The sequence below is a fragment of the Telluria sp. ZB4P36 genome (assembly GCF_059685865.1).
Genome location: NZ_JCASIE010000006.1, coordinates 182,957 through 204,289, shown reverse-complemented (window position 1 = coordinate 204,289; position 21,333 = coordinate 182,957). Strand labels below are relative to the sequence as shown.

General features: G+C 65.5%; 20 protein-coding genes. 11 read left to right on the top strand and 9 right to left on the bottom strand.

Annotation, left to right across the window (positions count from 1 at the left end; all coding sequences use genetic code 11):
• Nucleotides 1-25: 25 nt before the first annotated feature.
• Nucleotides 26-922, bottom strand: coding sequence for a hypothetical protein (locus AC56LK_RS11290; protein WP_497184626.1), 897 nt, complete (start codon nucleotides 920-922; stop codon nucleotides 26-28).
• 164 nt (nucleotides 923-1,086) lie between these two features.
• On the opposite strand from AC56LK_RS11290, the gene AC56LK_RS11285 reads away from it, so the two are divergent.
• Nucleotides 1,087-1,275, top strand: a complete 189-nt coding sequence (locus AC56LK_RS11285) for a hypothetical protein (RefSeq protein ID WP_497184625.1) — start codon at nucleotides 1,087-1,089, stop codon at nucleotides 1,273-1,275.
• Between the two features lie 96 nt (nucleotides 1,276-1,371).
• Here the strand turns inward: AC56LK_RS11285 and rpsJ are convergent, their stop codons facing one another.
• The 6 genes from rpsJ to AC56LK_RS11255 form a co-directional block, all read right to left on the bottom strand.
• Nucleotides 1,372-1,683, bottom strand: coding sequence for a 30S ribosomal protein S10 (rpsJ, locus tag AC56LK_RS11280; protein WP_197065334.1), 312 nt, complete (start codon nucleotides 1,681-1,683; stop codon nucleotides 1,372-1,374).
• Between the two features lie 308 nt (nucleotides 1,684-1,991).
• The gene (gene tuf, locus AC56LK_RS11275; protein WP_436107920.1) at nucleotides 1,992-3,182 is read right to left on the bottom strand and encodes an elongation factor Tu; all 1,191 of its coding nucleotides are present in this window, start codon (nucleotides 3,180-3,182) and stop codon (nucleotides 1,992-1,994) included.
• An 81-nt stretch (nucleotides 3,183-3,263) separates the two neighbouring features.
• Nucleotides 3,264-5,369: an elongation factor G gene (fusA, locus tag AC56LK_RS11270; protein ID WP_497184624.1), complete on the bottom strand. Its 2,106-nt coding sequence runs from the start codon at nucleotides 5,367-5,369 to the stop codon at nucleotides 3,264-3,266.
• A 117-nt stretch (nucleotides 5,370-5,486) separates the two neighbouring features.
• Entirely contained in the window at nucleotides 5,487-5,957 is a 471-nt protein-coding gene (rpsG, locus tag AC56LK_RS11265) for a 30S ribosomal protein S7 (RefSeq protein ID WP_091877420.1), read from the bottom strand.
• Between the two features lie 135 nt (nucleotides 5,958-6,092).
• Entirely contained in the window at nucleotides 6,093-6,476 is a 384-nt protein-coding gene (gene rpsL, locus AC56LK_RS11260; RefSeq protein WP_036240557.1) for a 30S ribosomal protein S12, read from the bottom strand.
• 312 nt (nucleotides 6,477-6,788) lie between these two features.
• On the bottom strand, nucleotides 6,789-7,697 hold the full coding sequence (locus AC56LK_RS11255; RefSeq protein ID WP_497184623.1) for a LysR family transcriptional regulator: 909 nt from the start codon (nucleotides 7,695-7,697) through the stop codon (nucleotides 6,789-6,791).
• Nucleotides 7,698-7,799: 102 nt separating this feature from the next.
• Here AC56LK_RS11255 and wrbA point away from each other — a divergent pair, with 102 nt between their 5' ends.
• Nucleotides 7,800-8,426: an NAD(P)H:quinone oxidoreductase gene (gene wrbA / locus AC56LK_RS11250; protein ID WP_497184622.1), complete on the top strand. Its 627-nt coding sequence runs from the start codon at nucleotides 7,800-7,802 to the stop codon at nucleotides 8,424-8,426.
• Between the two features lie 77 nt (nucleotides 8,427-8,503).
• The gene (locus tag AC56LK_RS11245) at nucleotides 8,504-9,625 is read left to right on the top strand and encodes an MFS transporter (RefSeq protein WP_497184621.1); all 1,122 of its coding nucleotides are present in this window, start codon (nucleotides 8,504-8,506) and stop codon (nucleotides 9,623-9,625) included.
• Here AC56LK_RS11245 and AC56LK_RS11240 read toward each other — a convergent pair.
• Together AC56LK_RS11240 and AC56LK_RS11235 are read right to left on the bottom strand one after the other, a co-directional pair.
• Nucleotides 9,619-11,205, bottom strand: a complete 1,587-nt coding sequence (locus AC56LK_RS11240; RefSeq protein WP_497184620.1) for a MutS-related protein — start codon at nucleotides 11,203-11,205, stop codon at nucleotides 9,619-9,621. The genes AC56LK_RS11245 and AC56LK_RS11240 overlap by 7 nt on opposite strands.
• 44 nt (nucleotides 11,206-11,249) lie before the next feature.
• Nucleotides 11,250-12,359: an alpha/beta hydrolase gene (locus AC56LK_RS11235; RefSeq protein ID WP_497184619.1), complete on the bottom strand. Its 1,110-nt coding sequence runs from the start codon at nucleotides 12,357-12,359 to the stop codon at nucleotides 11,250-11,252.
• A gap of 238 nt (nucleotides 12,360-12,597) precedes the next feature.
• On the opposite strand from AC56LK_RS11235, the gene AC56LK_RS11230 reads away from it, so the two are divergent.
• Genes AC56LK_RS11230 through AC56LK_RS11195 form a run of 8 tightly spaced genes read left to right on the top strand, consistent with a single transcriptional unit; the run spans nucleotide 12,598 to nucleotide 21,327 of the window.
• Entirely contained in the window at nucleotides 12,598-13,866 is a 1,269-nt protein-coding gene (locus AC56LK_RS11230; RefSeq protein WP_497184618.1) for an efflux RND transporter periplasmic adaptor subunit, read from the top strand.
• Nucleotides 13,867-13,893: 27 nt separating this feature from the next.
• Nucleotides 13,894-14,604, top strand: coding sequence for an ABC transporter ATP-binding protein (locus AC56LK_RS11225; RefSeq protein WP_497184617.1), 711 nt, complete (start codon nucleotides 13,894-13,896; stop codon nucleotides 14,602-14,604).
• A 13-nt stretch (nucleotides 14,605-14,617) separates the two neighbouring features.
• Nucleotides 14,618-15,928 (top strand): ABC transporter permease, encoded by a 1,311-nt coding sequence (locus tag AC56LK_RS11220; RefSeq protein WP_497184616.1) that lies wholly within the window; start codon nucleotides 14,618-14,620, stop codon nucleotides 15,926-15,928.
• Between the two features lie 16 nt (nucleotides 15,929-15,944).
• Nucleotides 15,945-17,177: an ABC transporter permease gene (locus AC56LK_RS11215; RefSeq protein WP_497184615.1), complete on the top strand. Its 1,233-nt coding sequence runs from the start codon at nucleotides 15,945-15,947 to the stop codon at nucleotides 17,175-17,177.
• A 30-nt stretch (nucleotides 17,178-17,207) separates the two neighbouring features.
• Nucleotides 17,208-18,539 (top strand): sigma-54-dependent transcriptional regulator, encoded by a 1,332-nt coding sequence (locus AC56LK_RS11210; protein ID WP_497184614.1) that lies wholly within the window; start codon nucleotides 17,208-17,210, stop codon nucleotides 18,537-18,539.
• Nucleotides 18,536-19,879 carry a sensor histidine kinase gene (locus AC56LK_RS11205; RefSeq protein WP_497184613.1) on the top strand — a complete coding sequence of 448 codons (1,344 nt, stop codon included), beginning with the start codon at nucleotides 18,536-18,538 and terminating at the stop codon, nucleotides 19,877-19,879. The genes AC56LK_RS11210 and AC56LK_RS11205 overlap by 4 nt, the downstream gene beginning before the upstream one ends.
• 15 nt (nucleotides 19,880-19,894) lie before the next feature.
• Entirely contained in the window at nucleotides 19,895-20,497 is a 603-nt protein-coding gene (locus AC56LK_RS11200) for a glutathione S-transferase family protein (RefSeq protein WP_497184612.1), read from the top strand.
• A 53-nt stretch (nucleotides 20,498-20,550) separates the two neighbouring features.
• A complete protein-coding gene (locus AC56LK_RS11195; protein ID WP_497184611.1) occupies nucleotides 20,551-21,327 on the top strand; it encodes a spermine/spermidine synthase domain-containing protein in 777 nt (258 codons plus the stop codon).
• Nucleotides 21,328-21,333: the final 6 nt, after the last annotated feature.

Genomic DNA, 21,333 nt, shown 5'->3' with positions numbered 1-21,333 from the left:
TCGCCAACGCCGACCCAGCCCCACGTCATCCGGCGGCCTGCGTGATGCGCGAGGCCAGCAGCTCCGGACGATCGAGGTAGAGCAGCACATAGCGCGGCACGCTGCGGCGCACCTGCCAGTGCAGCAGCGTGAGGCCGGCGTCCGGCTTCATGAGCAGCACGCAGTTCGGTTTGTCGATGGGCGTCACGAGCAAGGTATCGGCGCGGTGGATGCCGTGGCGCCGGCGCCAGCGGTCCGGCGCTTCCGCCAGCGCATCGATGCGCTCGATGGCCGCCAGGGGGATGCTGCCCTCGGTGCGCACGCCGACGCGCAGGTGCAGCACCCCGTCGGCCAGCACGTGGGCGCCGCCCTTGAGGTACCAGCGGTCGGCCAGCACCCACACGAAGGAATACAGGACCAGGATGGCGCCCAGTACGTGGATCGCCAGGCGGGCGTCCGCATCTTTCACCATCATGTTGATGACCACGACGTCAGCCGGCAGCTCGAGGAAGAGCGCGACCATGACGATGCCGACCGCGGTGCCGTAGGCGCCGCGCTGCAGATAGGTGAGCGCCAGGCCCTGCGGCCCGGGCGCCGGTGCGCGGCGGCGCAGCCAGTGCCCGAAACCGGTCCACATCAGGCGCTCGAGCCGGAACATGCCAAGCAGTTCCGGCGGCAGCAGTGCCGTGACGCGGCTGCGCCAGCCGGTCGCGCTGCGCAGGCGCTGCAGCGCGTCTGGCAGGTGCGCCAGGTCTTTCGCCGCCAGCAGGAACAGCGGCAGGATCCACGCGAGCTGGCGCAGCGCCGGTCCCATGTCCGCCGGCGCCGCCAGCCGCACCAGGATCAGCACGAATAAGACAAGGTAGGCGTAGCCGGCCAGCTGCAGCCAGGACGTGCGGCGCAGGTCGTGGGCGGCGGAATGGAAGCGGTCGAGGGCGGGCATGCGTTCATCTCATGGTTGTGATCGCTTCGATTACACCATGGCGACGACACCGGGGCAATGTCTGCGGCATAAAGCGCAAGCGCGCTTGCCCGCGCAGGTGCTTGCGGTAGCACAAGCCGGCCGGCGAAAGCGCGCTCGACAATGGGCTTTTGCACGGAGGGCTTATGTCGAATTTCGATCATCTTCCAGACGATGCCACGCGCCTGACGCCTGCCAGCCTGCGCGCGCATTTCACTGGGCACCCGACGCTGATCGGCTGGATTGCCCGTTCCGTGCTGCTGGTCCTGCTGCTGGGTGGGGCGCTGGTCATGGGCACCCTGCTTGGGCCAGTGGTGTATGCGCTCTTGAACTGAAGCCGCAATGACAAAGGCCGGGAATCCTTGCGAATCCCCGGCCTTTTCTGCCGTGGCGGATTGCTCCGCCTGCGGCTCATCAGCTTAATACAGGTATTACTGCAGCTTGATTTCGACGTCGACGCCAGCCGGCAGGTCGAGCTTCATCAGTGCGTCAACGGTCTTGTCGGTCGGATCCACGATGTCCATCAGACGCTGGTGCGTACGGATTTCGAACTGGTCGCGCGAGGTCTTGTTGACGTGCGGCGAACGCAGGATGTCGAAACGCTGGATGCGGGTCGGCAGCGGGACCGGGCCCTTGACGACTGCGCCGGTGCGCTTGGCGGTATCCACGATTTCCAGGGCCGACTGGTCGATCAGCTTGTAGTCGAAGGCTTTCAGGCGGATGCGGATTTTTTGGTTCGACATGCTATTTCCTTTAAAAGAACGTTCCGGCACGTGGCCGGCAATGTGTGAAAGGTCCTACGGTACTGCTCAAGTGGACCTCGGGAAGCCGTAGCGAGCGGCAGCAATGTTGTCCGAGAAGCGCAGCTGTACGAGTAGTACAGCGAGCATCGCAGGGCGACAGTGCAACGCGCAGTAGGCTTACCGAGGTCCACTTGAGAGGCGGGAGTATATCACTCTTCCCTCTCATAAAGATGGGGGCAGACTAAAAAGTCTGCCCCCATCTGTTGTCGCGGCGGGACAAGCCCGCTACTAGATCAGGCTAACCGAAATTAGGCCAGGATCTTTGCCACGACGCCGGCGCCGACGGTACGGCCGCCTTCGCGGATTGCGAAGCGCAGACCTTCTTCCATCGCGATCGGAGCGATCAGCTTGACGGTGATCGACACGTTGTCGCCTGGCATGACCATTTCTTTGTCTGCCGGCAGTTCGATCGAACCGGTCACGTCAGTCGTACGGAAGTAGAACTGCGGACGGTAGTTGTTGAAGAACGGGGTGTGACGGCCGCCTTCGTCTTTCGACAGGACGTAGATCTCACCGGTGAAGTGGTTGTGCGGCTTGATCGAGCCCGGCTTGGCCAGAACCTGGCCACGCTGGACGTCTTCACGCTTGGTGCCGCGCAGCAGCAGGCCGACGTTGTCGCCAGCTTGACCCTGGTCCAGCAGCTTGCGGAACATTTCCACGCCGGTGCAGGTGGTCTTCACGGTGTCGATGATACCGACGATCTCGATTTCTTCGCCGACCTTGATGATGCCGCGCTCGACACGACCGGTCACCACGGTACCGCGGCCCGAGATCGAGAACACGTCTTCCACCGGCATCAGGAAGGCGCCGTCGACGGCACGTTCCGGGGTCGGGATGTAGGTGTCCAGGGCTTCAGCCAGACGGATGATGCAGTCTTCGCCCATTTCGCCCGGCTGGCCTTCCAGCGCCATACGTGCCGAACCCTTGATGATTGGCAGGTCGTCGCCTGGGAACTCGTACTTCGAGAGGAGCTCGCGGACTTCCATTTCGACCAGTTCCAGCAGTTCTGCGTCGTCGACCAGGTCGCACTTGTTCAGGAACACGATGATGTACGGAACGCCAACCTGACGCGCCAGCAGGATGTGCTCGCGGGTCTGCGGCATCGGGCCGTCAGCGGCCGAGCACACCAGGATCGCGCCGTCCATCTGCGCGGCACCGGTAATCATGTTCTTGATGTAGTCGGCGTGGCCTGGGCAGTCAACGTGTGCGTAGTGACGGTTTTCGGTTTCGTACTCGACGTGCGCGGTGTTGATGGTGATGCCGCGTGCCTTTTCTTCCGGAGCCGCGTCGATCTGGTCGTAGGCCTTGGCTTCGCCGCCGAACTTCTTCGACAGGACAGTTGCGATTGCAGCCGTCAGGGTGGTTTTGCCGTGGTCAACGTGACCGATGGTGCCGACGTTGACGTGCGGCTTGGTCCGTTCGAATTTACCTTTTGCCATTTTTAGATCTTCCTTTAAATGAACTGATTGTCTATTTTTTTTGAAGGGGCAGGCCTCGCCTCCTGCCCCTGTATTACTGAATTACTTGGACTTCGCGGTGACGATGGCGTCGATCACGTGCTTCGGAGCTTCCGAATAGTGCTTGAATTCCATCGTGTAGGTCGCACGGCCCTGGGTCGCCGAACGCAGCGAGGTCGAGTAACCGAACATTTCCGACAGCGGGACTTCGGCCTTGATGATCTTGCCGCCGCCGCCCGGGATTTCGTCCATGCCCTGCACCATACCGCGGCGGGACGACAGGTCGCCCATCACGGAACCGGCGTAGTCTTCCGGCGTTTCCACTTCCACGGCCATCATCGGCTCGAGGATGACCGGCGACGCCTTGCGGCAGCCGTCCTTGAACGCCATCGAACCTGCCATGCGGAACGCGTTCTCGTTCGAGTCGACGTCGTGGTACGAACCGAAGGTCACGGTGACTTTCACGTCAACGACCGGATAGCCAGCCAGCACGCCGCTGGTCAGGGTCTCGCGCACACCCTTCTCGACTGCCGGGATGTATTCGCGAGGAATGACACCGCCCTTGATGGCGTCGACGAATTCGAAGCCCTTGCCCGGCTCTTGCGGCTCGATCGACAGGACAGCGTGGCCGTACTGGCCGCGACCGCCCGACTGCTTGACGAACTTGCCTTCGACGTCGGTGACTGCCTTGCGGATGGTCTCGCGGTAGGCAACCTGCGGCTTGCCGACGGTTGCTTCCACGCCGAATTCGCGCTTCATGCGGTCGACGATAATTTCCAGGTGCAGCTCGCCCATACCACCGATGATGGTCTGGCCCGATTCTTCGTCGGTACGCACGCGGAACGACGGGTCTTCCTGAGCCAGACGGTTCAGTGCCAGGCCCATCTTTTCCTGGTCAGCCTTGGTCTTCGGCTCGACTGCCTGCTGGATGACCGGCTCCGGGAACACCATCTTTTCCAGGGTGATGACAGCCGAAGGATCGCACAGGGTTTCGCCCGTGGTCGCTTCTTTCAGGCCGACTGCAGCGGCGATGTCGCCGGCGCGGACTTCCTTGATTTCTTCGCGCTGGTTCGCGTGCATCTGCAGGATGCGGCCCAGACGTTCCTTCTTGCCCTTGACCGGGTTGTAGACGGTGTCGCCCGAATTGACCATGCCCGAGTAGACGCGGAAGAAGATCAGCTGGCCGACGAACGGGTCGGTCATGATCTTGAATGCCAGCGCAGCGAATTTCTCGTTGTCGTCGGCCTTGCGGGTGGTCGGCTGGTCATCTTCGTCGGTACCGGCGACTGGCGGAATGTCGACCGGCGACGGCAGGTATTCGATCACGGCGTCGAGCATCGCTTGCACGCCCTTGTTCTTGAACGCAGTGCCGCACATCATCGGGACGATTTCCGACGCGATGGTACGCTGGCGCAGAGCGGCCTTGATCTCTTCTTCCGACAGATCGCCTTCTTCCAGGTACTTGTTCATCAGCTCTTCCGACGCTTCAGCAGCGGTCTCGACCAGCTTTTCACGCCATTCGTTGGCTTGATCGACCAGTTCCGCCGGGATGTCGCGGTAGTCGAACTTCATGCCCTGCGAAGCGTCGTCCCAGATGATCGCTTTCATCTTGACCAGGTCGACCACGCCCAGGAAGTTCTCTTCCGCGCCGATCGGGATCTGCAGCGGAATCGGGTTTGCCTTCAGGCGAGCGCGCATCTGCTCGTAGACCTTGAAGAAGTTCGCACCGGTACGGTCCATCTTGTTGACGAATGCCAGACGCGGGACCTTGTACTTGTTAGCCTGACGCCACACGGTTTCCGACTGTGGCTGCACGCCGCCGACTGCGCAGTAGACCATGCAGGCGCCATCCAGCACGCGCATCGAGCGCTCGACTTCAATGGTGAAGTCGACGTGGCCCGGGGTGTCGATGATGTTGATGTGGTGCGGCTCGAAGTTGTTGGCCATACCCTTCCAGAAGCAGGTCGTCGCTGCCGAGGTAATGGTAATGCCGCGTTCCTGCTCCTGCTCCATCCAGTCCATCGTCGCAGCGCCATCGTGCACTTCGCCGATCTTGTGGTTCACGCCCGTGTAGAACAGAACGCGTTCGGTGGTGGTCGTTTTACCAGCATCGATGTGAGCGGAAATACCGATATTGCGGTAGCGCTCAATGGGGGTCTTGCGTGCCATAATTTTTCCTAAATCTTTGAATGGACAAAACCGAGCAACATCTTGGTGTCAAAATGTGCCCGGCCTGAACAACGGATACTGCCTTGGCCGCGCCCCCGAAAGGGTCTGGCCATGTGCTTAGAAGCGGAAGTGCGAGAACGCCTTGTTCGCTTCTGCCATGCGGTGAACTTCGTCACGACGCTTCATCGCGCCGCCGCGCATTTCTGCGGCTTCCATCAGTTCACCACCCAGGCGTTGTGGCATGGATTTTTCGCTGCGCTTGTTTGCGGCTTCGCGCAACCAACGCATGGACAGCGCCATACGACGAACCGGACGAACTTCCACTGGCACCTGGTAGTTGGCGCCGCCGACACGGCGGGACTTGACTTCCACCAGCGGCTTGGCGTTGTTGATCGCGGCCACGAACACTTCCAGCGGGTCTTTGCCCGACTTGGTCTGGATGTATTCGAACGCACCGTAGATGATGTTTTCAGCGACCGATTTCTTACCGGACAGCATCAGAACGTTGACGAACTTGGCGACATCGGTGTTGCCGAATTTTGGATCCGGCAGGATTTCGCGCTTGGGTACTTCACGACGACGTGGCATTTCAATTCCTTCCTATCTTCAGTTGAGTGCGGGATCCGCACTCGCGAAAGACCCTCATGATCTTTCACTTACTCGGCCTTCCGGCCGGCTCAACTTAACTTGTAAATGTGACCTGTTTGTGACAGGGTCCGCAGATTACTTCTTCGCAGCCTTGGCACGCTTGGCGCCGTACTTCGAGCGAGCCTGCTTACGGTCTTTCACGCCCTGGGTATCCAGTGCGCCGCGGACCATGTGGTAACGCACACCCGGCAAGTCTTTCACACGGCCGCCGCGGATCAGGACGACGCTGTGCTCTTGCAGGTTGTGGCCTTCACCGCCGATGTACGAAATGACTTCGAAACCGTTGGTCAGGCGAACTTTAGCGACCTTACGCAGTGCCGAGTTCGGCTTCTTCGGGGTCGTGGTGTAGACACGGGTGCAAACGCCACGCTTTTGCGGGCAGTTTTCCAGTGCCGGGGACTTGCTCTTCACAACCGCGGCTTCACGCGGCTTGCGAATCAGTTGATTGATGGTTGGCATCGTTCAAAAATCCAACAAAGTTACTACGTTGATGACCCGAGCCTGTCTTTCCCTGGCCCGGGGACTGAAACCTAGTCCCGGATCGAACTGGACAACGGAGGCGACGAAAGCCACTCACCGAAGGAGCGGCTGCGAATGCGTATACGATGTGCAGAATAAATTCGAGAACTCGCGAGTATAGACCCGATGTGCAAGCGGGTCAACCGCTTTGCCGGTCGGCCGGCCCGGCGGGCAGGGTAAACCGTGGTTTACCGTAGTGGATGTGGCAAGGCTGCTACAAAAACACGCAAATCCTTCCTGGGCGGATAGTTCTCAGTCCGGCCTGCGCCGCAGCAGGGCCGCATGCAGCGCCCGGCCCACTGGTCCGAGCGGCTCGTCCAACCGGTGCGCGATATAGGCCTCCGAACGCAGTTCACCGTCGCGGCCGAGGCCTGGAACCGCGAGGCGCACCAAGCGCCCGGCCCGCAGGTCCGGCATCGCCAGCCAGGCAGGCAAGCGTCCCCAGCCCAGGCCGGCCACGATCATGGCGTGCTTGGCATCCTGGGTATTCACGCGGCAGGTCTGGGGCGAGAGCACGCCGAAGCTGCGCCCCACCGACAGCGCGGTCGGATCGGCCAGCACGATCTGGAGGTGGTCGGCAAGGTCCGGCTGGCTGATCTTTCCTTCTTGCGCGCGGGTGCCGAGCGGATGCCGCGGCGCGGCCACCGCCAGTTGCTCGATGGAGCACATCGCCTCCAGCGCCACGCGCGGGTCGCGGAAATCTTCGCCGACCAGGATCGCAAGCGTGCTGCGCTTGTCCAGCAAGGCGTCGAGCGGACCTCCCAGTGCTTCGACGGCAAGCGTGAAGCCGACCGTGGGAAAGGCGGCCCGCACTTCGGCCAGGGCGGCCCCCACGTCCAGGATGGGAAACAGGGTGTCGATCGTCAGCGTCAGCGAGAGTTCGACGCCTTCGCCCATGCCGCGCGCCCGGGCGCGCATGGCATCCACCCTGAGCAGGATGTCGCGCGCGTTCGCCAGCAAGGCCTCCCCCTGCGCCGTGAGCACCGGGCGATGTCCGGAGCGGTCGAACAGGCTGACCCCCAATTCCCCTTCGAGGTTGGCGATTGCATGGCTGATGGCGGACTGGACGCGCCGCAGGCGAACGCCCCCGGCGCGGAAGCTTCCGCTTTCCGCCACCGTCACGAAGGTCCGCAACTGGTCGAGGGTCAACACATCGAGCATGATCTATCCAATCGATCAAACTCATCGATTTTATATCACTTCCGCATATATCCCGGAGCCTTTACGCTTGCTGCTCCATCGAACCGACTACAAGGAGCGGCAATGACCAAGGTACTCATACTGTATTACTCCTCGTATGGCCATATCGAGACCATGGCGCAAGTGCTTGCCGAAGGTGCCAGGGCAGCCAATGCCAGCGTCAGCATCAAGCGGGTACCCGAACTGGTGCCGGAGCACGTCATGGACAAGGCCGGATACAAGCGCGACCAGGCGGCGGGCATCGCCACGGTGGCCGAACTGGCCGACTACGACGCGATCGTGGTCGGAACGCCCACCCGGTTCGGCAATATGGCCGCGCAGATGAAGAACTTCCTCGACCAGTGCGGCGGCCTGTGGGCTGCCGACAGCCTGGTCGGCAAGGTCGGCAGCGTGTTTACCTCGACCGGCAGCCAGCACGGCGGCCAGGAGAGCACCATCCTGTCGGTGCACACCGTGATGCTGCATCTCGGGATGGTCATCGTCGGCCTGCCGTATACCTTCAAGGGCCAGAACCGCATGGACGAGATCACCGGCGGCTCACCGTATGGCGCTTCGACCCTGGCCGACGACGGCGCGGGCGGAGACCGGCAACCGAGCGCCAACGAACTCGCGGGCGCACGTTTCCAGGGCCGCCATGTGGCCACCATTGCGCACGCACTGGCGGCGGCACGGCAAAAGGAGTTGGCCTGATGGGGAGCGTGGGGCCGACGGCAACGCATACGCCTACCCGATGGGGGGCGGTTGCCCTGGTCGTGGGTGCGGGCATCGTGACTGCTTTCCAGGCAGGAAAGGCGGCGATTGCCATTCCCTCGCTGCAGGCCAGCCTGGGCCTTGACCTTGCCGCGGCAGGCTGGTTGAGCGGCATCTTCGCTGTCCTCGGCGTCGTGGGGAGCATTCCCTGCGGCGCGCTGGTGGCGCGGATCGGAGACCGGCCGCTCCTGATCGCCGGACTGGCGTCCGCGCTGCTGGGCGCCACGGCGGGCGCACTTGCTCCCGGCTATGGCCTGCTGCTCGGCTCGCGCGTGCTGGAAGGCCTCGGCTTCCTGCTCATCACGGTGAGCGGCCCGGCCATTCTCAACCGGGTGGCGCGGCCGGAACAGCGCGAGCTCGCCTTTTCCCTGTGGAGCTGCTTCATGCCCGCCGGGATGGCACTGGCCATGGCCGCCGGCCCCCAGTTCAGCGACTGGCGCGGCCTGTGGTGGGCCAGCGGCGGCGCAGCGGCAGCGATGCTGACTGCGATGCGCGTGGTTCCGCCGGCCCGGCACACCGCGCCAACCGTAACAAACACCGGCAGGCGTGCGGCGGCCGTGCTGACCACCCGGGCGCCCGTGCTGCTCGCACTGTGCTTCGCGCTCTACAGCCTGATGTTCTTCGCGCTGTTCAGCTTTCTACCGGTGCTGCTCATGGCGCGCATGGGGATCCGGCACGACAGCGCCGGCCTGCTCACGGCATTGGCGGCCGGCGTCAACACCATCGGCAACCTCGCGGCGGGCTACCTGCTGACGCGCGGCGCGAGCCGCTTCGCCCTTCTGGCCTTCGCTTTCGCCATCATGGGACTGGCCGCCCCCGGCATCTTCCTGCCATTCTTCGGCGCCGGCCAGGCGCTGCTGCTATGCATGCTGTTCTCCGCCGTCGGCGGCCTGGTACCGGCCACCCTGATCTCGTCCGCACCGATGCTGGCAGGCCCGGCCCACCCGGTGCCGGTGGTGCTGGGTCTGCTCATGCAGGGAAGCGCCCTCGGCCAGATGCTCGGCCCTCCTCTCGTCGGCGGCGCCATCCACTCCTTCGGCTGGACATTGGCGGCCTGGATCGTCGTGTGGTCCGCCCTAGTGGCGATGGGCGCCGCGTCTCTTGTCCGCCCCGCGATGACGGGCCGGCAGCTTCAGTGATACTCCGGCGCACGAAGCTGTACCGAAGGCATCGGCGGCTGGGCCAAGTGCGCCGCCAGCCAGCGCGCCACCTCGGCCGCCCTGCCCTCGATCCGGGCGCCGAAGCCCTGGGTCGCCAGCAGCGCGATGCCGTTCGGCTCGCGCAGCACGCCCGGCTGCAAGACCGGGCGCCCGCCCGCCGCATCGATGCGGAAAGGTTCGAGCCTGTCGGCCAGAATACACGCCAGCACCAGGTTGTGCGACGACACCAGCACCAGGTCGCGTTCGCACAGGCTTTCCAGCACCGCAGCGGCGGCCGACACCGATTCCAGGTGGTTGGTGCCGCGGAAGACCTCGTCGATCAGGCAGATCCCGGCCGGCTCCCCGCTGGCCGCCAGGAGTTCGCGCGCCCGGCGCAGCTCCGACATATACAAGCTCTCGCCGCCCAGCAGCGAATCCTCGTTCTGCATGCTGGCGCGGACCGGCAGCGCCGGCAAGCTCGCCTGCCGTGCGTAGCAGAAGCCGAAGGCGCGCGCCGCGACCAGGTTCAGCCCCACCATGCGCAGGAAGGTGCTCTTGCCGGAAGCATTCTGGCCGGAGATGAAGGCGCCCTGCCCGTCCAGGGCCAGCGACAGCGGGCTCGGGGCCTCCATCAGCGGATGCACGCCGCCATCCAGTGCCAATGTGCGCGGCCCGCTGCGTTTGGCCCAGCACCAGTGCTCCTGCCGGCGCAGGTGACGCGCCAGCGCCACGTCGGCGTCCAGTTGAGCACTGCGCAGATAGCAGGCGCGCAGGAAATCGCGCGCGGCCGCGACGGTGCGGACGGTTTTCCAGTAGCGGCCAACGTTATGGGCGGTAAACCAGTTGGCATAGGCCTGACCGCCCGGAATCATGCGCAGCAGCAGCGAGCGCCCGATGCGCTTGTGCAGGCGCGCCGCCTCCGTGCGCGCGTCAATGAAAGGCTTCAGCAGCGGACCGCCCAGTTCCGCCAGCGCATGGCTCCCGGCCAGCAAGGCGTTCAGGCTCCCCAGTGTGTTGTTCCACGACTCGAGGCGGCGGTGGTAGCTGATCTGCAGCGCCATCAGCGGCACCAGCGCGGCGAGCGTCGCCATCCAGCCCAGCGGCTGGGTCGCCAGCAGGCCGAGCGACAGCAGGAGCATGAGCGGCAGCACCCAGAGGAAACGGCTCCAGGCCGGCGGCTGGGGTAGTTCTTCGCTGAACAGCAGGCCCGCAAGCTCGGTCTCCGCGTAGCGCAGCGGGCGCAGTGCCGCGGCCAGCGCATCCACGCAGCCCGGGTCGTCCAGCAAGCCGCGCAGGCGTTCCGTCAATGCCGCGCAGTCGGCATCATCCAAGCCGGCGCGCAGGCGGCGGTGCAGCATCTGGCGGCCGAAGATGCTGGTGTCCTGCGCCAGCCGTTCTTCCCAGGATTCCAGCAGCAGGTCGTGCCAGGTCTGGTCGTCGAGTGCGCTGCGCGCATCCAGGTCGCCGCGGTGCAGGCGGCCGATTTCCTCGGGCGTGAAGAAGGGGGACGGCGGTTCCCGGTCGGCTGGTTTGAAGACGTCGCGGAGAGGACGAAGAAGGGCGGCAAGGAAGTCAGGCATCGAACGATCTTAGCATCGTGCCGGGACCAGATGTTCAAGCATTGTCACGGCGCGGCGTCACCCGCCTTTTCGGCGATCGGGCGGGCATGGCGTACCAGTGCCACCAGCATTTTCCCGGGTTCCTCGTTGAACATCTCGTGCGCGGAGTGCTCGAACCAGACCAGCGACTTGGATGGCGCCTGCACCTTCTCGAACCATTCCGCGGCAGCGCTGGACGAAACGTTGTAGTCGTGGCGTCCGTTGAGCAGGATGAGTGGACAGTCGAATCGGGTATGTCCGCTGAAATCCATCGCGATCGTCTCCGCCAGCAAGCGTTCGGTCGACACCTCGTTGGCCTTCCAGATGGTACGCAGCTCTTCATCGGAATATTCGGGCGACAGGCGGGCGGCGGCGCCCTCGTGGTCGAAGTTCCGCCGTCCGTACACGGCGCCTCCGTAATGGCCCAGCCATTTGCGCTGCAGGTACAGGTCCGGCAGCCTGATCGGACGTCCGGGCGCGCCGTACGGACCAAGCGACTCCAGCTCGCGTACCGCCTGGGCGTTCCCGTCGCGCCGGGCGGCGTCGAGCGCGAAGCGCAGGCCGCGCCGCTCGCTTTCCGGGGAATTCGTGATCTGACCGGCGCCGATGTAGGCGTGCAACCACTCCGGGTGGCGCTGGGCCACCTCGATGCCGAGCGAACTGCCCCATGAATGACCGAGCACGAAGATGCGTTCCTTGCCGAACTCGCGCCGCAGCCACGCGACCATTTCCACGGCATCCTCGACCATGCGTGCCCGCGTCATCGTTCGCAGGACGGCGGCCGGGTCGTTGGCCGCGTAGGTCTTGCCGGCGCCCCGCTGGTCCCACTGTACGACCGTGAAGTAATCCTCCCAGCCGCGCTGGAAGTACCAGCTCGTCGGCATGCTCACGTAGCCCGGCCCTCCGTGGATCATCAGCAGGACGGGATTGCGGCGGTCAACGCCGCGTACCGAGATCCACTGGTCGATTCCGCCAATGCGCACGGCCCGGGTACGCTCGATGCCTTCGGGCGTGACGATGCGCCGCATATCCGAGACGATTTTCAGCGCTTCGGCACGGTTCGCGGGTTTCTGCGCGCGGGCCGGGACGAGGACGACACACAAGGCCAGGAAGCAGGCCAGGAGGTGAATACGCATGGGGGCTCCTTGAATTAGGTGTTAAGCAACGCCGTGTACGATAACCCACGTCGCATCCATGGTCGAGCCTGGCCAGCGAGTGTCCGCCCGCCCTGTCCGCCCAACTGTCCGACATGCGTATTGACGGACACCCCGGACACCGGACGCGAGCGCAGCTTTCCTGCCAAATCAAGCACTTGCCTGGTTGGCACGGATCGTGCATTGACAACGCCATCCAACGTTGTCACCAGAAGATGCCATGATCCGCGATACATCAGAACAAGACGCCGTCCTCGCCCCGGCCCCGGTCCACAAGCTCAAGCGCCGCGCCTTGTGGGTGGGCGGCGCCGTCGCCATCCTCGCCGTCAGCGCCGCCGTGCTGGGCGCCTGGACCAGCAGCGAGCACTCGGTCAGCGCAGACCGCCTGCGCATCGCCGAAGTCAGCCGCGGTACCCTGGTGCGCGACGCCTCGGTCAATGGCCGCGTGGTCGCCGCCGTCAGCCCGACCCTGTACTCGACCTCGCCGGCCACCGTCAACCTGAAGGTTGCGGCCGGCGACACCGTGAAAAAGGGCGACGTGCTGGCGGTGCTCGAGTCGCCCGACCTGAGCGATGAGCTCAAGCGTGAAGTGTCGAGCTACGAGCAGCTGAAAGCCGAAGTGGCGCGCCAGCAGATCCTGGCGCGCAAGCAGAAGCTGCTGGCGCAACGCGAAGCCGACACCGCCGAGATCGACCGCCTGTCGGCCCAGCGCACGCTGGAGCGCTATGAAAGCGTGGCCCAGGTCGGCGTCATCGCCAAGATCGATTACCAGAAGGCCAAGGACGCCCTGAACTCGGCCCAGATCCGCGCGCGCCACGCCTCGCAGGCCGCCGCCCTCGAAGGCGACGACGTGCAGCTGGCCCTCAAGACCAAGATCAACGAACTGGAACGCCAGCGCCTGTCGATGGCCAACGCCCAGCGCCGCGTCGACGAACTGACGGTGCGTGCGCCGGTGGATGGCTTCATCGGCACCCTCAACGTGCAGAACCGCATGGTGGTGGCCGCCAATGCGCCCCTGATGACCCTGGTCGACCTATCCAAGCTCGAAGTCGAAATCGAGGTGCCGGAATCCTACATGACCGACATCGGCCTGGGCATGAGTGCCGAGATCACCCTCCCGAGCGGCAAGGCCACCGGCAAGCTGTCGGCGCTGTCGCCCGAGGTCGTGAAGAACCAGGTGCTGGCGCGCGTGCGCTTCGATGGCGCGCAGCCCACCGGCCTGCGCCAGAGCCAGCGCGTGACCGCGCGCCTGCTGATCGAGGAACGTCCGAACGTGGTGATGCTGCCGCGCGGCCCCTTCGTCGAGAACGACGGCGGCCGCTTCGCCTACCGCGTGGAAGACGGCATCGCCGTGCGTACGCAGGTAGCACTGGGCGCCACCAGCATTTCCGCCGTCGAGATCCTGTCCGGCCTGAAGCCCGGCGACAAGGTCGTCATTTCCGGCACCGACACGTTCAACAACGCGCAACGCGTTTCGATCAACCGCTAGAAGCCCAACAAAAACTAGGAGAATCCCATGCTGCGCATGACCAACCTGAGCAAGGTGTACCGCACCCACATGATCGAGACCCACGCGCTGCGCGGTTTCGAGATCGAAGTCAAGCAGGGCGAGTTCGTCACCGTGACCGGCCCCTCCGGCTCCGGCAAGACCAGCTTCCTGAACATCGCCGGCCTGCTGGAAGAATTCACTTCGGGCGAGTACATCCTCGACGGCGTCAATGTCAAGGGACTGGACGACTCGTCCCGCTCGCGCCTGCGCAACGAGAAGCTCGGCTTCATCTTCCAGGGCTTCAACCTGATTCCCGACCTGAACCTGTTCGACAATGTCGACGTGCCGCTGCGCTACCGCGGCTTCAACAAGACCGAGCGCAAGGAGCGCATCGAGGACGCGCTGGCCAAGGTCGGCCTGGCCTCGCGCATGAAGCACTACCCGGCCGAGCTGTCCGGCGGCCAGCAGCAGCGCGTGGCGATCGCGCGCGCGCTGGCCGGTTCGCCCAAGCTGCTGCTGGCCGACGAACCGACCGGTAACCTGGATACGCAGATGGCACGCGGCGTGATGGAGCTGCTGGAAGAGATCAACGCGGCCGGCACCACCATCCTGATGGTCACCCACGACCCGGAACTGGCCGTGCGCACCCACCGCAACGTCCACATCATCGACGGCCAGGTCTCGGACCTGGTGCGCAAGGGCCCGACCCTGGTCGACAAGACCGCCGTATCGGCATAAGGAGCCGGACGCCATGTTCACCTACTACTTCAAGCTCGGCGTGCGCAGCCTGCGCCGCAACCCCGCGCTGACCGCCCTGATGGTGCTGACCCTGGCCATCGGCGTGGCCGCCAGCGTCTCGACCCTGACCATCCTGCACATGATGTCGGGCGACCCGATTCCCCACAAGAGCGAGCGCCTGTTCGTGCCGCAGCTCGACAACGGTCCGGTCGAGGGCTGGGTCCCGAGCGACGGCCCGAACGACATGCAGATGAGCTATCCGGACGCCGCCAACCTGCTCAAGAGCGGCCAGGGCGAACGCCGCACCGCGATGTACGGCGTCGAGCTGCCGGTCGAGCCGCCGCGCAGCGACATCCCGGCCTTCAATTCGCGCGGCCTGGCGCCGACCCGCGACTTCTTCACCATGTTCGACGTCCCCTTCCTGCACGGCCAGCCCTGGACCGAGGGCGACGACACGCGCGGCGCCGACGTGGTCGTGCTGAGCCGCGAGATCGCGGAGAAGCTGTTCGGTAACGTCAACCCGGTCGGCAAGCAGCTCATGATGAAGGGCTTCCCCTTCACCGTGGTCGGCGTGACCGATACCTGGGCGCCGCTGCCGCGCTTCTACAAGCTGATCGGCGGCAGCCGCTTCGGCAAGGGCGAGGAATTCTTCATCCCCTTCTCGAGCGCGATCCGCCACGAGCAGGGCCACAGCGGCAGCATGAACTGCAGCGCCAACCGCGAGCCCGGCTTCGCCAACCTGCTGAGCTCCGAGTGCACCTGGATCCAGTTCTGGTTCGAAGCCCGTTCCGCATCGGACCGCGCCGACCTGCAGAGCTTCCTGAACAACTATGCGAGCGAGCAGCGCAAGCTCGGCCGCCTGAAGCGCAATGCGCCAAACGAGTTGTACAACGTGATGGAGTGGATGGAAGAGCTGAAGGTGGTCGGCAACGACAGCAAGCTGTCGGCCTGGCTGGCGTTCGGCTTCCTGATCCTGTGCCTGGTGAACACCATCGGCCTGCTGCTGGCGAAGTTCTCGGTGCGCGCCTCCGAAATCGGCGTGCGGCGTGCGCTGGGCGCCTCGCGCCGCGACGTGTTCAAGCAGTTCCTGATCGAGACCGGCGTGGTCGGCCTGGCCGGCGGCGTGCTGGGACTGGTGCTGGCCTTCGGTGCGCTGGCGCTGATCGGCATGCAGAGCAAGGGCATGGCGACGATCGCGCGCATGGACTGGCAGATGCTGATCCTGACCTTCGTGATGTCGGTGCTGGCCGCCCTGATCGCGGGCCTGCTGCCGACCTGGCGCGCCTGCCAGGTGACGCCGGCGATCCAGCTGAAATCCCAATAAAGCGAGAGAGACCATCATGGAAATCCGTCCCATCCTGTCCGCGCTGATGCGCAATAAGACCGGCCCGATCCTGGTCGCCCTGCAGGTCGCCCTGAGCCTGGCGATCCTGGCCAATGCCCTGCACATCGTCAACGAGCGGCGCGAAACCGCCGCCCGACCCTCGGGCCTGAGCGACGAGGCCGCGACCTTCTACTTCACCGTCCGCAACCTGAACAAGGACGGTCCCGAACAGCAGCTCGCCACCATGAAGCGCGAAGCCGATGTGCTGCGCGCGGTGCCGGGCGTGCTGTCGGTGGCGAACGTGTCGCAGATGCCGATGTCGCGCGACGGCAGCACCAGCAGCGTCGCCATCGACCGGCGCCAGGAACGCGAGAGCTCGTCCGCGGGCATGTACATCTCGGGCGACTCGCTGGTCAAGACCTTCGGCCTGAAGGTGGTCGACGGCCGCGACTTCCTGCCGCAGGATTTCGTCGAGATCAACGAGAACGAAAACCGCGAACTGCCCAAGACCCTGATGATCACCAAGCCGCTGGCGGACAAGCTGTGGCCGGGCCAGTCGGCGGTCGGCAAGACCCTGTATTTCGGCACCGGCGACGAGGCGCAGGGCGTCCAGGTGGTCGGCGTGGTCGAGCGCCTGCAGACGGCGCACACCGAAGTGGGCGAGCGTGGCGAGTTCTCGGTGCATGTTCCGGCGCGCCTGTACGGCAACCCGGGCGCCCTGTACGCGATCCGCACCGAACCTGGCCAGCGCGACCGCGTCATCAAGGAAGCGGAGGCGGCGCTGCGCAAGTCTTCCGCCACCCCGATGATCCTGCAGACCAAGACCACCGAGGAAGACCGCAAGGACCGCTACCGCGCCGACGTCGCGCTGTCGTGGATGCTGATCACCGTGAGCGTGCTGCTGCTCCTGATCACCTGCTCGGGCATCGTCGGCATGGCCAGCCTGTGGGTGACCCAGCGCCGCAAGCAGATCGGCGTGCGCCGCGCCCTGGGTGCGCGCAAGATCGACATCCTGCGCTACTTCATCATGGAGAACTTCATGATCACCAGCGCCGGCGTGTTCGGCGGCGTGATGCTGGGCCTGAGCCTGAACCACCTGCTGGTGACCCGGCTCGAGATGGCGCGCCTGCCGGCGCACTACCTGGTGGGCGGCGCGGTGGTGTTCTGGGCGCTCGGCATCATGGCTGCCTATGGCCCGGCCTGGCGCGCGGCCAGCATCTCGCCGGCCACGGCGACCCGCAGTGCCTGATAGAAACGAACCAGTGCTAAACTTGCCGTCATGCCAACCGTACTGATCATCGACGATAACGCCGCGGTCGCCATCGCGCTCGAGGTCCTGTTCTCCCTCCACGACATCGCGGCGCTGCGCGCGGGCTCGCCGGAGGAAGGACTGGCCATCCTCGGGCGCGCGCCGGTGGACCTGGTCATCCAGGACATGAACTTCACGGCCGACACCACCTCGGGCGAGGAAGGCGTGGCGCTGTTCCGCGAGATCCGCCGGCGCCACCCGGACCTGCCGGTGATCCTGCTGACCGCCTGGACCCACCTCGATGCCGCGGTAGAGCTGATCAAGGCCGGCGCCGCGGACTACCTGTCCAAACCCTGGAACGACGAGCGCCTGCTCACCACGGTGACCAACCTCATCGAGCTGGGCCAGGCCAACCGCGCCCTGAACCAGCGCCTGCAGCGCGAGCGCAAGGCCAAGCGCGAGCTGGAACAGAACTTCGACCTGCGCGGCCTGGTGTGGCAGGACCCGGCCACCGAACGCGTGCTGAGCCTGGCCTGCCAGGTGGCGCGCGCCGACGTGCCGGTCCTGATCACGGGCCCCAACGGCACCGGCAAGGAACGGATCGCCGAGATCATCCAGGCCAACTCGCAGGTGGCCGACGGTCCCTTCGTGGTGCTGAACTGCGGCGCCCTGCCCTCGGAGCTGATCGAGGCCGAGCTGTTCGGGGCCGACGCCGGCGCCTACACCGGCGCTTCCAAGGCGCGCGAAGGCAAGTTCGAGGCGGCCGACGGCGGCACCCTGTTCCTCGACGAGATTGGCAACCTCCCGCTGGCCGGCCAGATGAAACTGCTGCGCGTGCTGGAAACCGGGCGCTTCGAGCGCCTCGGCTCCAACCGCGAGCGCCAGGTCAAGGTGCGTGTGATCAGCGCCACCAATGCGGATCTCGGCGCCATGATCCGCGCCGGGAGCTTCCGCGAAGACCTGTTCTACCGCCTCAACGTGATCGAACTGCGCCTGCCGCCGCTCGCCGCGCGTCCGGGCGACATCCTGCCGCTGGCCCTGAGCTTCCTGCGCGGGAAGATCCTGCACCCGTCCGCCGAAGCGGCGCTGCAGGCCCACACCTGGCCCGGCAACGTGCGCGAACTGAAGAACGTGATGGCGCGCGCCAGCCTGCTGGCCCAGGGCGACGTGATCAAGGCGCCCGATCTCGGGCTGCCAGTGACGGTGGCGCAGGTGGCGGATGCGGAACCCGACCGCGAGGCCATCGTGCTGGCGCTGGCGCGCGCCGGCGGCGTGGTGGCCCAGGCTTCCGCCGAGCTGGGCCTGTCGCGCCAGGCCCTGTACCGGCGCATGGAGCGGCTCGGCATCGCCAGGCCGGCATGAAGCGGCCGGGCCTCCGGCTCTCGCTGGTGACGCGCTGGTCGGCCCTGGTCGGCACGCTGCTGGCCCTCGGCATGCTGATCGCGCTCGGGCTGGACCACTTTTTCCCTGGCCACCCCGTCCTGGTCTTCTTCGCCTGCCTGGTGGCGATCGTCCCGATCGCCATCATCACCATCCGCTCCCAGATCCAGCCGATCCTGTCGCTGTTCCGCGCCCTCGAGGGCACGGTGACGAGCTACCGCGACGGCGATTTTTCCTTCAGCCTGCACTGGCCGCAGAACGACGAGCTGGCCGACCTGATCGCCGCCCACAACGATCTCGGCCACGTGTTGCGCGAGCAGCGCCTCGGCCTGGTGCAGCGCGAACTGCTGCTCGACACCATGGTGCAGAACACGCCCGTGGCGATGCTGCTGGTGACCGACTTCGCCGCGAATACGGGCACCATCGTCTACGCCAACCTGGCGGCGCGCCAGCTGCTGTCCGAGGGCCGCAAGCTGGAAGGGCACGGGCTGGGCGACATTCTGGAGAGCGCCACCCCGGCCTTGAAAGAGGCGCTGGCGCGCGGCGGCGACGGCCTGTTCACCGCCGGCGAGTCGGAAGACGAAGAGGTCTACCACCTGGCACGCAGCGCCTTCACGCTCAACGGCCGCCGCCACGAACTGCTGCTGCTGCGCCATCTCACCACCGAGCTGCGGCGCCAGGAGGTGCAGACCTGGAAGAAGGTGATCCGCGTGATCAGCCATGAGCTGAACAATTCGCTGGCGCCCCTCACTTCGCTCGCCCACTCGGGCGCGGAGCTGGTGCGGCGCGGCCAGACCGAGCGCCTGCCCCAGATCCTGCAGACCATCGGGGAGCGCACCCGCCACCTCGAGACCTTCATCCTCGGCTACGCGCGCTTCGCCAAGCTGCCCACCCCACGCCTCGAAGCCCGGCCCTGGGACGTCTTCATCGACCGGCTGGCCGACCAGGTGTCCTTCCGCGTGGTGGGTGAATTGCCGCAGGAGCCGGCCTGGATCGATGCCGCCCAGATGGAACAGGCCCTGCTCAACCTGCTCAAGAACGCCCACGAATCCGGATCGCAGCCGGAAGCCGTCGAGCTGCAGGTGCGCCGCATGCAGGATGCCTTGCGCATCGACGTGCTGGACCGCGGCGCCGGCATGAGCGACACCGTGCTGGCTAACGCGCTGGTGCCCTTCTACTCGACCAAGCGCAGCGGCACCGGCCTCGGGCTGGCGCTGGCGCGCGAGATCGCCGAAGCCCACGGCGGCCGCATTTCGCTGTCGAACCGCGAAGGCGGCGGCCTGGCCGTCACCCTGATTTTGCCGGCAATGCCCACCCCATGACATGAAAGGACGCTTATGCTGAAGATCATCGGAAAGGACACCTCGATCAATGTCCGCAAAGTGCTGTGGACCAGCCTCGAACTCGGGCTGCCCTTCGAGCGCGAGGACTGGAGCGCGGCACACGCGGGCCTCAACCCGAACGGCCTGGTGCCGGTGCTGGTGGACGAGGGCTTCGTGCTGTGGGAATCGAACACGATCTGCCGCTACCTGTGCACGAAATACGGCGAAGCGGGCGCCCTGCTGCCGGCCGGCGCGCGTGACCGCGCACGCGTCGAGCAGTGGATGGACTGGCAGGCCACCGACCTGAACACCGCCTGGCGCTATGCTTTCATGGCGCTGGTGCGCAACAGCCCCGCCTACCAGGACCGGGCCCAGGTCGAGGCCAGCATCGCGTCCTGGAACCGCCACATCGGCATCCTCGACGCCCAGCTGCGCGCCACCGGCGCCTACGCTGCGGGCAGCGCCTTCACGCTGGCCGACGTCGTGCTGGGGCTGTCGGTGAACCGCTGGATGATGACGCCGATGGACAAACCGGAGTTCCGCCACGTGGCCGCCTATTACGACCGCCTGACCGAGCGGCCGGGCTTCCGCGAGTTCGGGCGCAACGGTATTGCCTGAAGTGCGCCGGCGGGTGGTCTGGTAAGATCGGGCTTCACAGCCGTTCCTCTGCCATGCCACCTTCGTACGCCCGCATCGATCCCCGCTTCGCCCAACCGGGTCACCCGCCCGCCACCATCGACGAGTTCGAGGGCGTGCGCTTCCTCCACCTCGGCACTTCCTGGGTGCAGGGCGCGATGCGGCTGTCCAGGCCGGACGCGATCGAGCTCGAATACGTCCAGATGATGATGATGTGGACGCTGTTCAAGGAGGCGCCGCGCCGCATCGTCCAGTTGGGCCTCGGCAGCGCGGCCCTCACCAAGTTCTGCTACCGCCGCTTTCCCGGCGCCCGCGTAACCGCGGCCGAGCTCAATCCGAACGTGATCGCCATCTGCCGCGCGCTGTTCGGCCTGCCCGAGAACGACGCGCGCCTGGACGTGCGCGAAATGAATGCGCTCGACTTCGTGCTCGACGCCGACAACCACGGCCAGGTCGACGTGCTGCAGGTGGACCTGTACGACCATGACGCACGCGGCCCGGTGCTCGATTCGCCGGATTTCTACCAGGGCTGCTACGACTGCCTGCGGGAAGACGGCATCATGACCGCCAACGTGTTCGGCGACGTCAACAGCTACGACAAGAACCTGCTCACCATGCAGCAGGTATTCGACGCCGTGGTCTGGCTGCCCGAGGTGCACGATGCGAACATCGTGGTGCTGGCCTTCAAGCATGCGCCGCAGCTCGACTTTTCGGTGCTGTACGAGCGCGCCGGCGAGATCCGGCGCCATCTCAACCTGCCGGCGAAGAAGTGGGTCGACGGGTTGAAGGAGTGGATGCGCGACCACGCCTGAGGATCA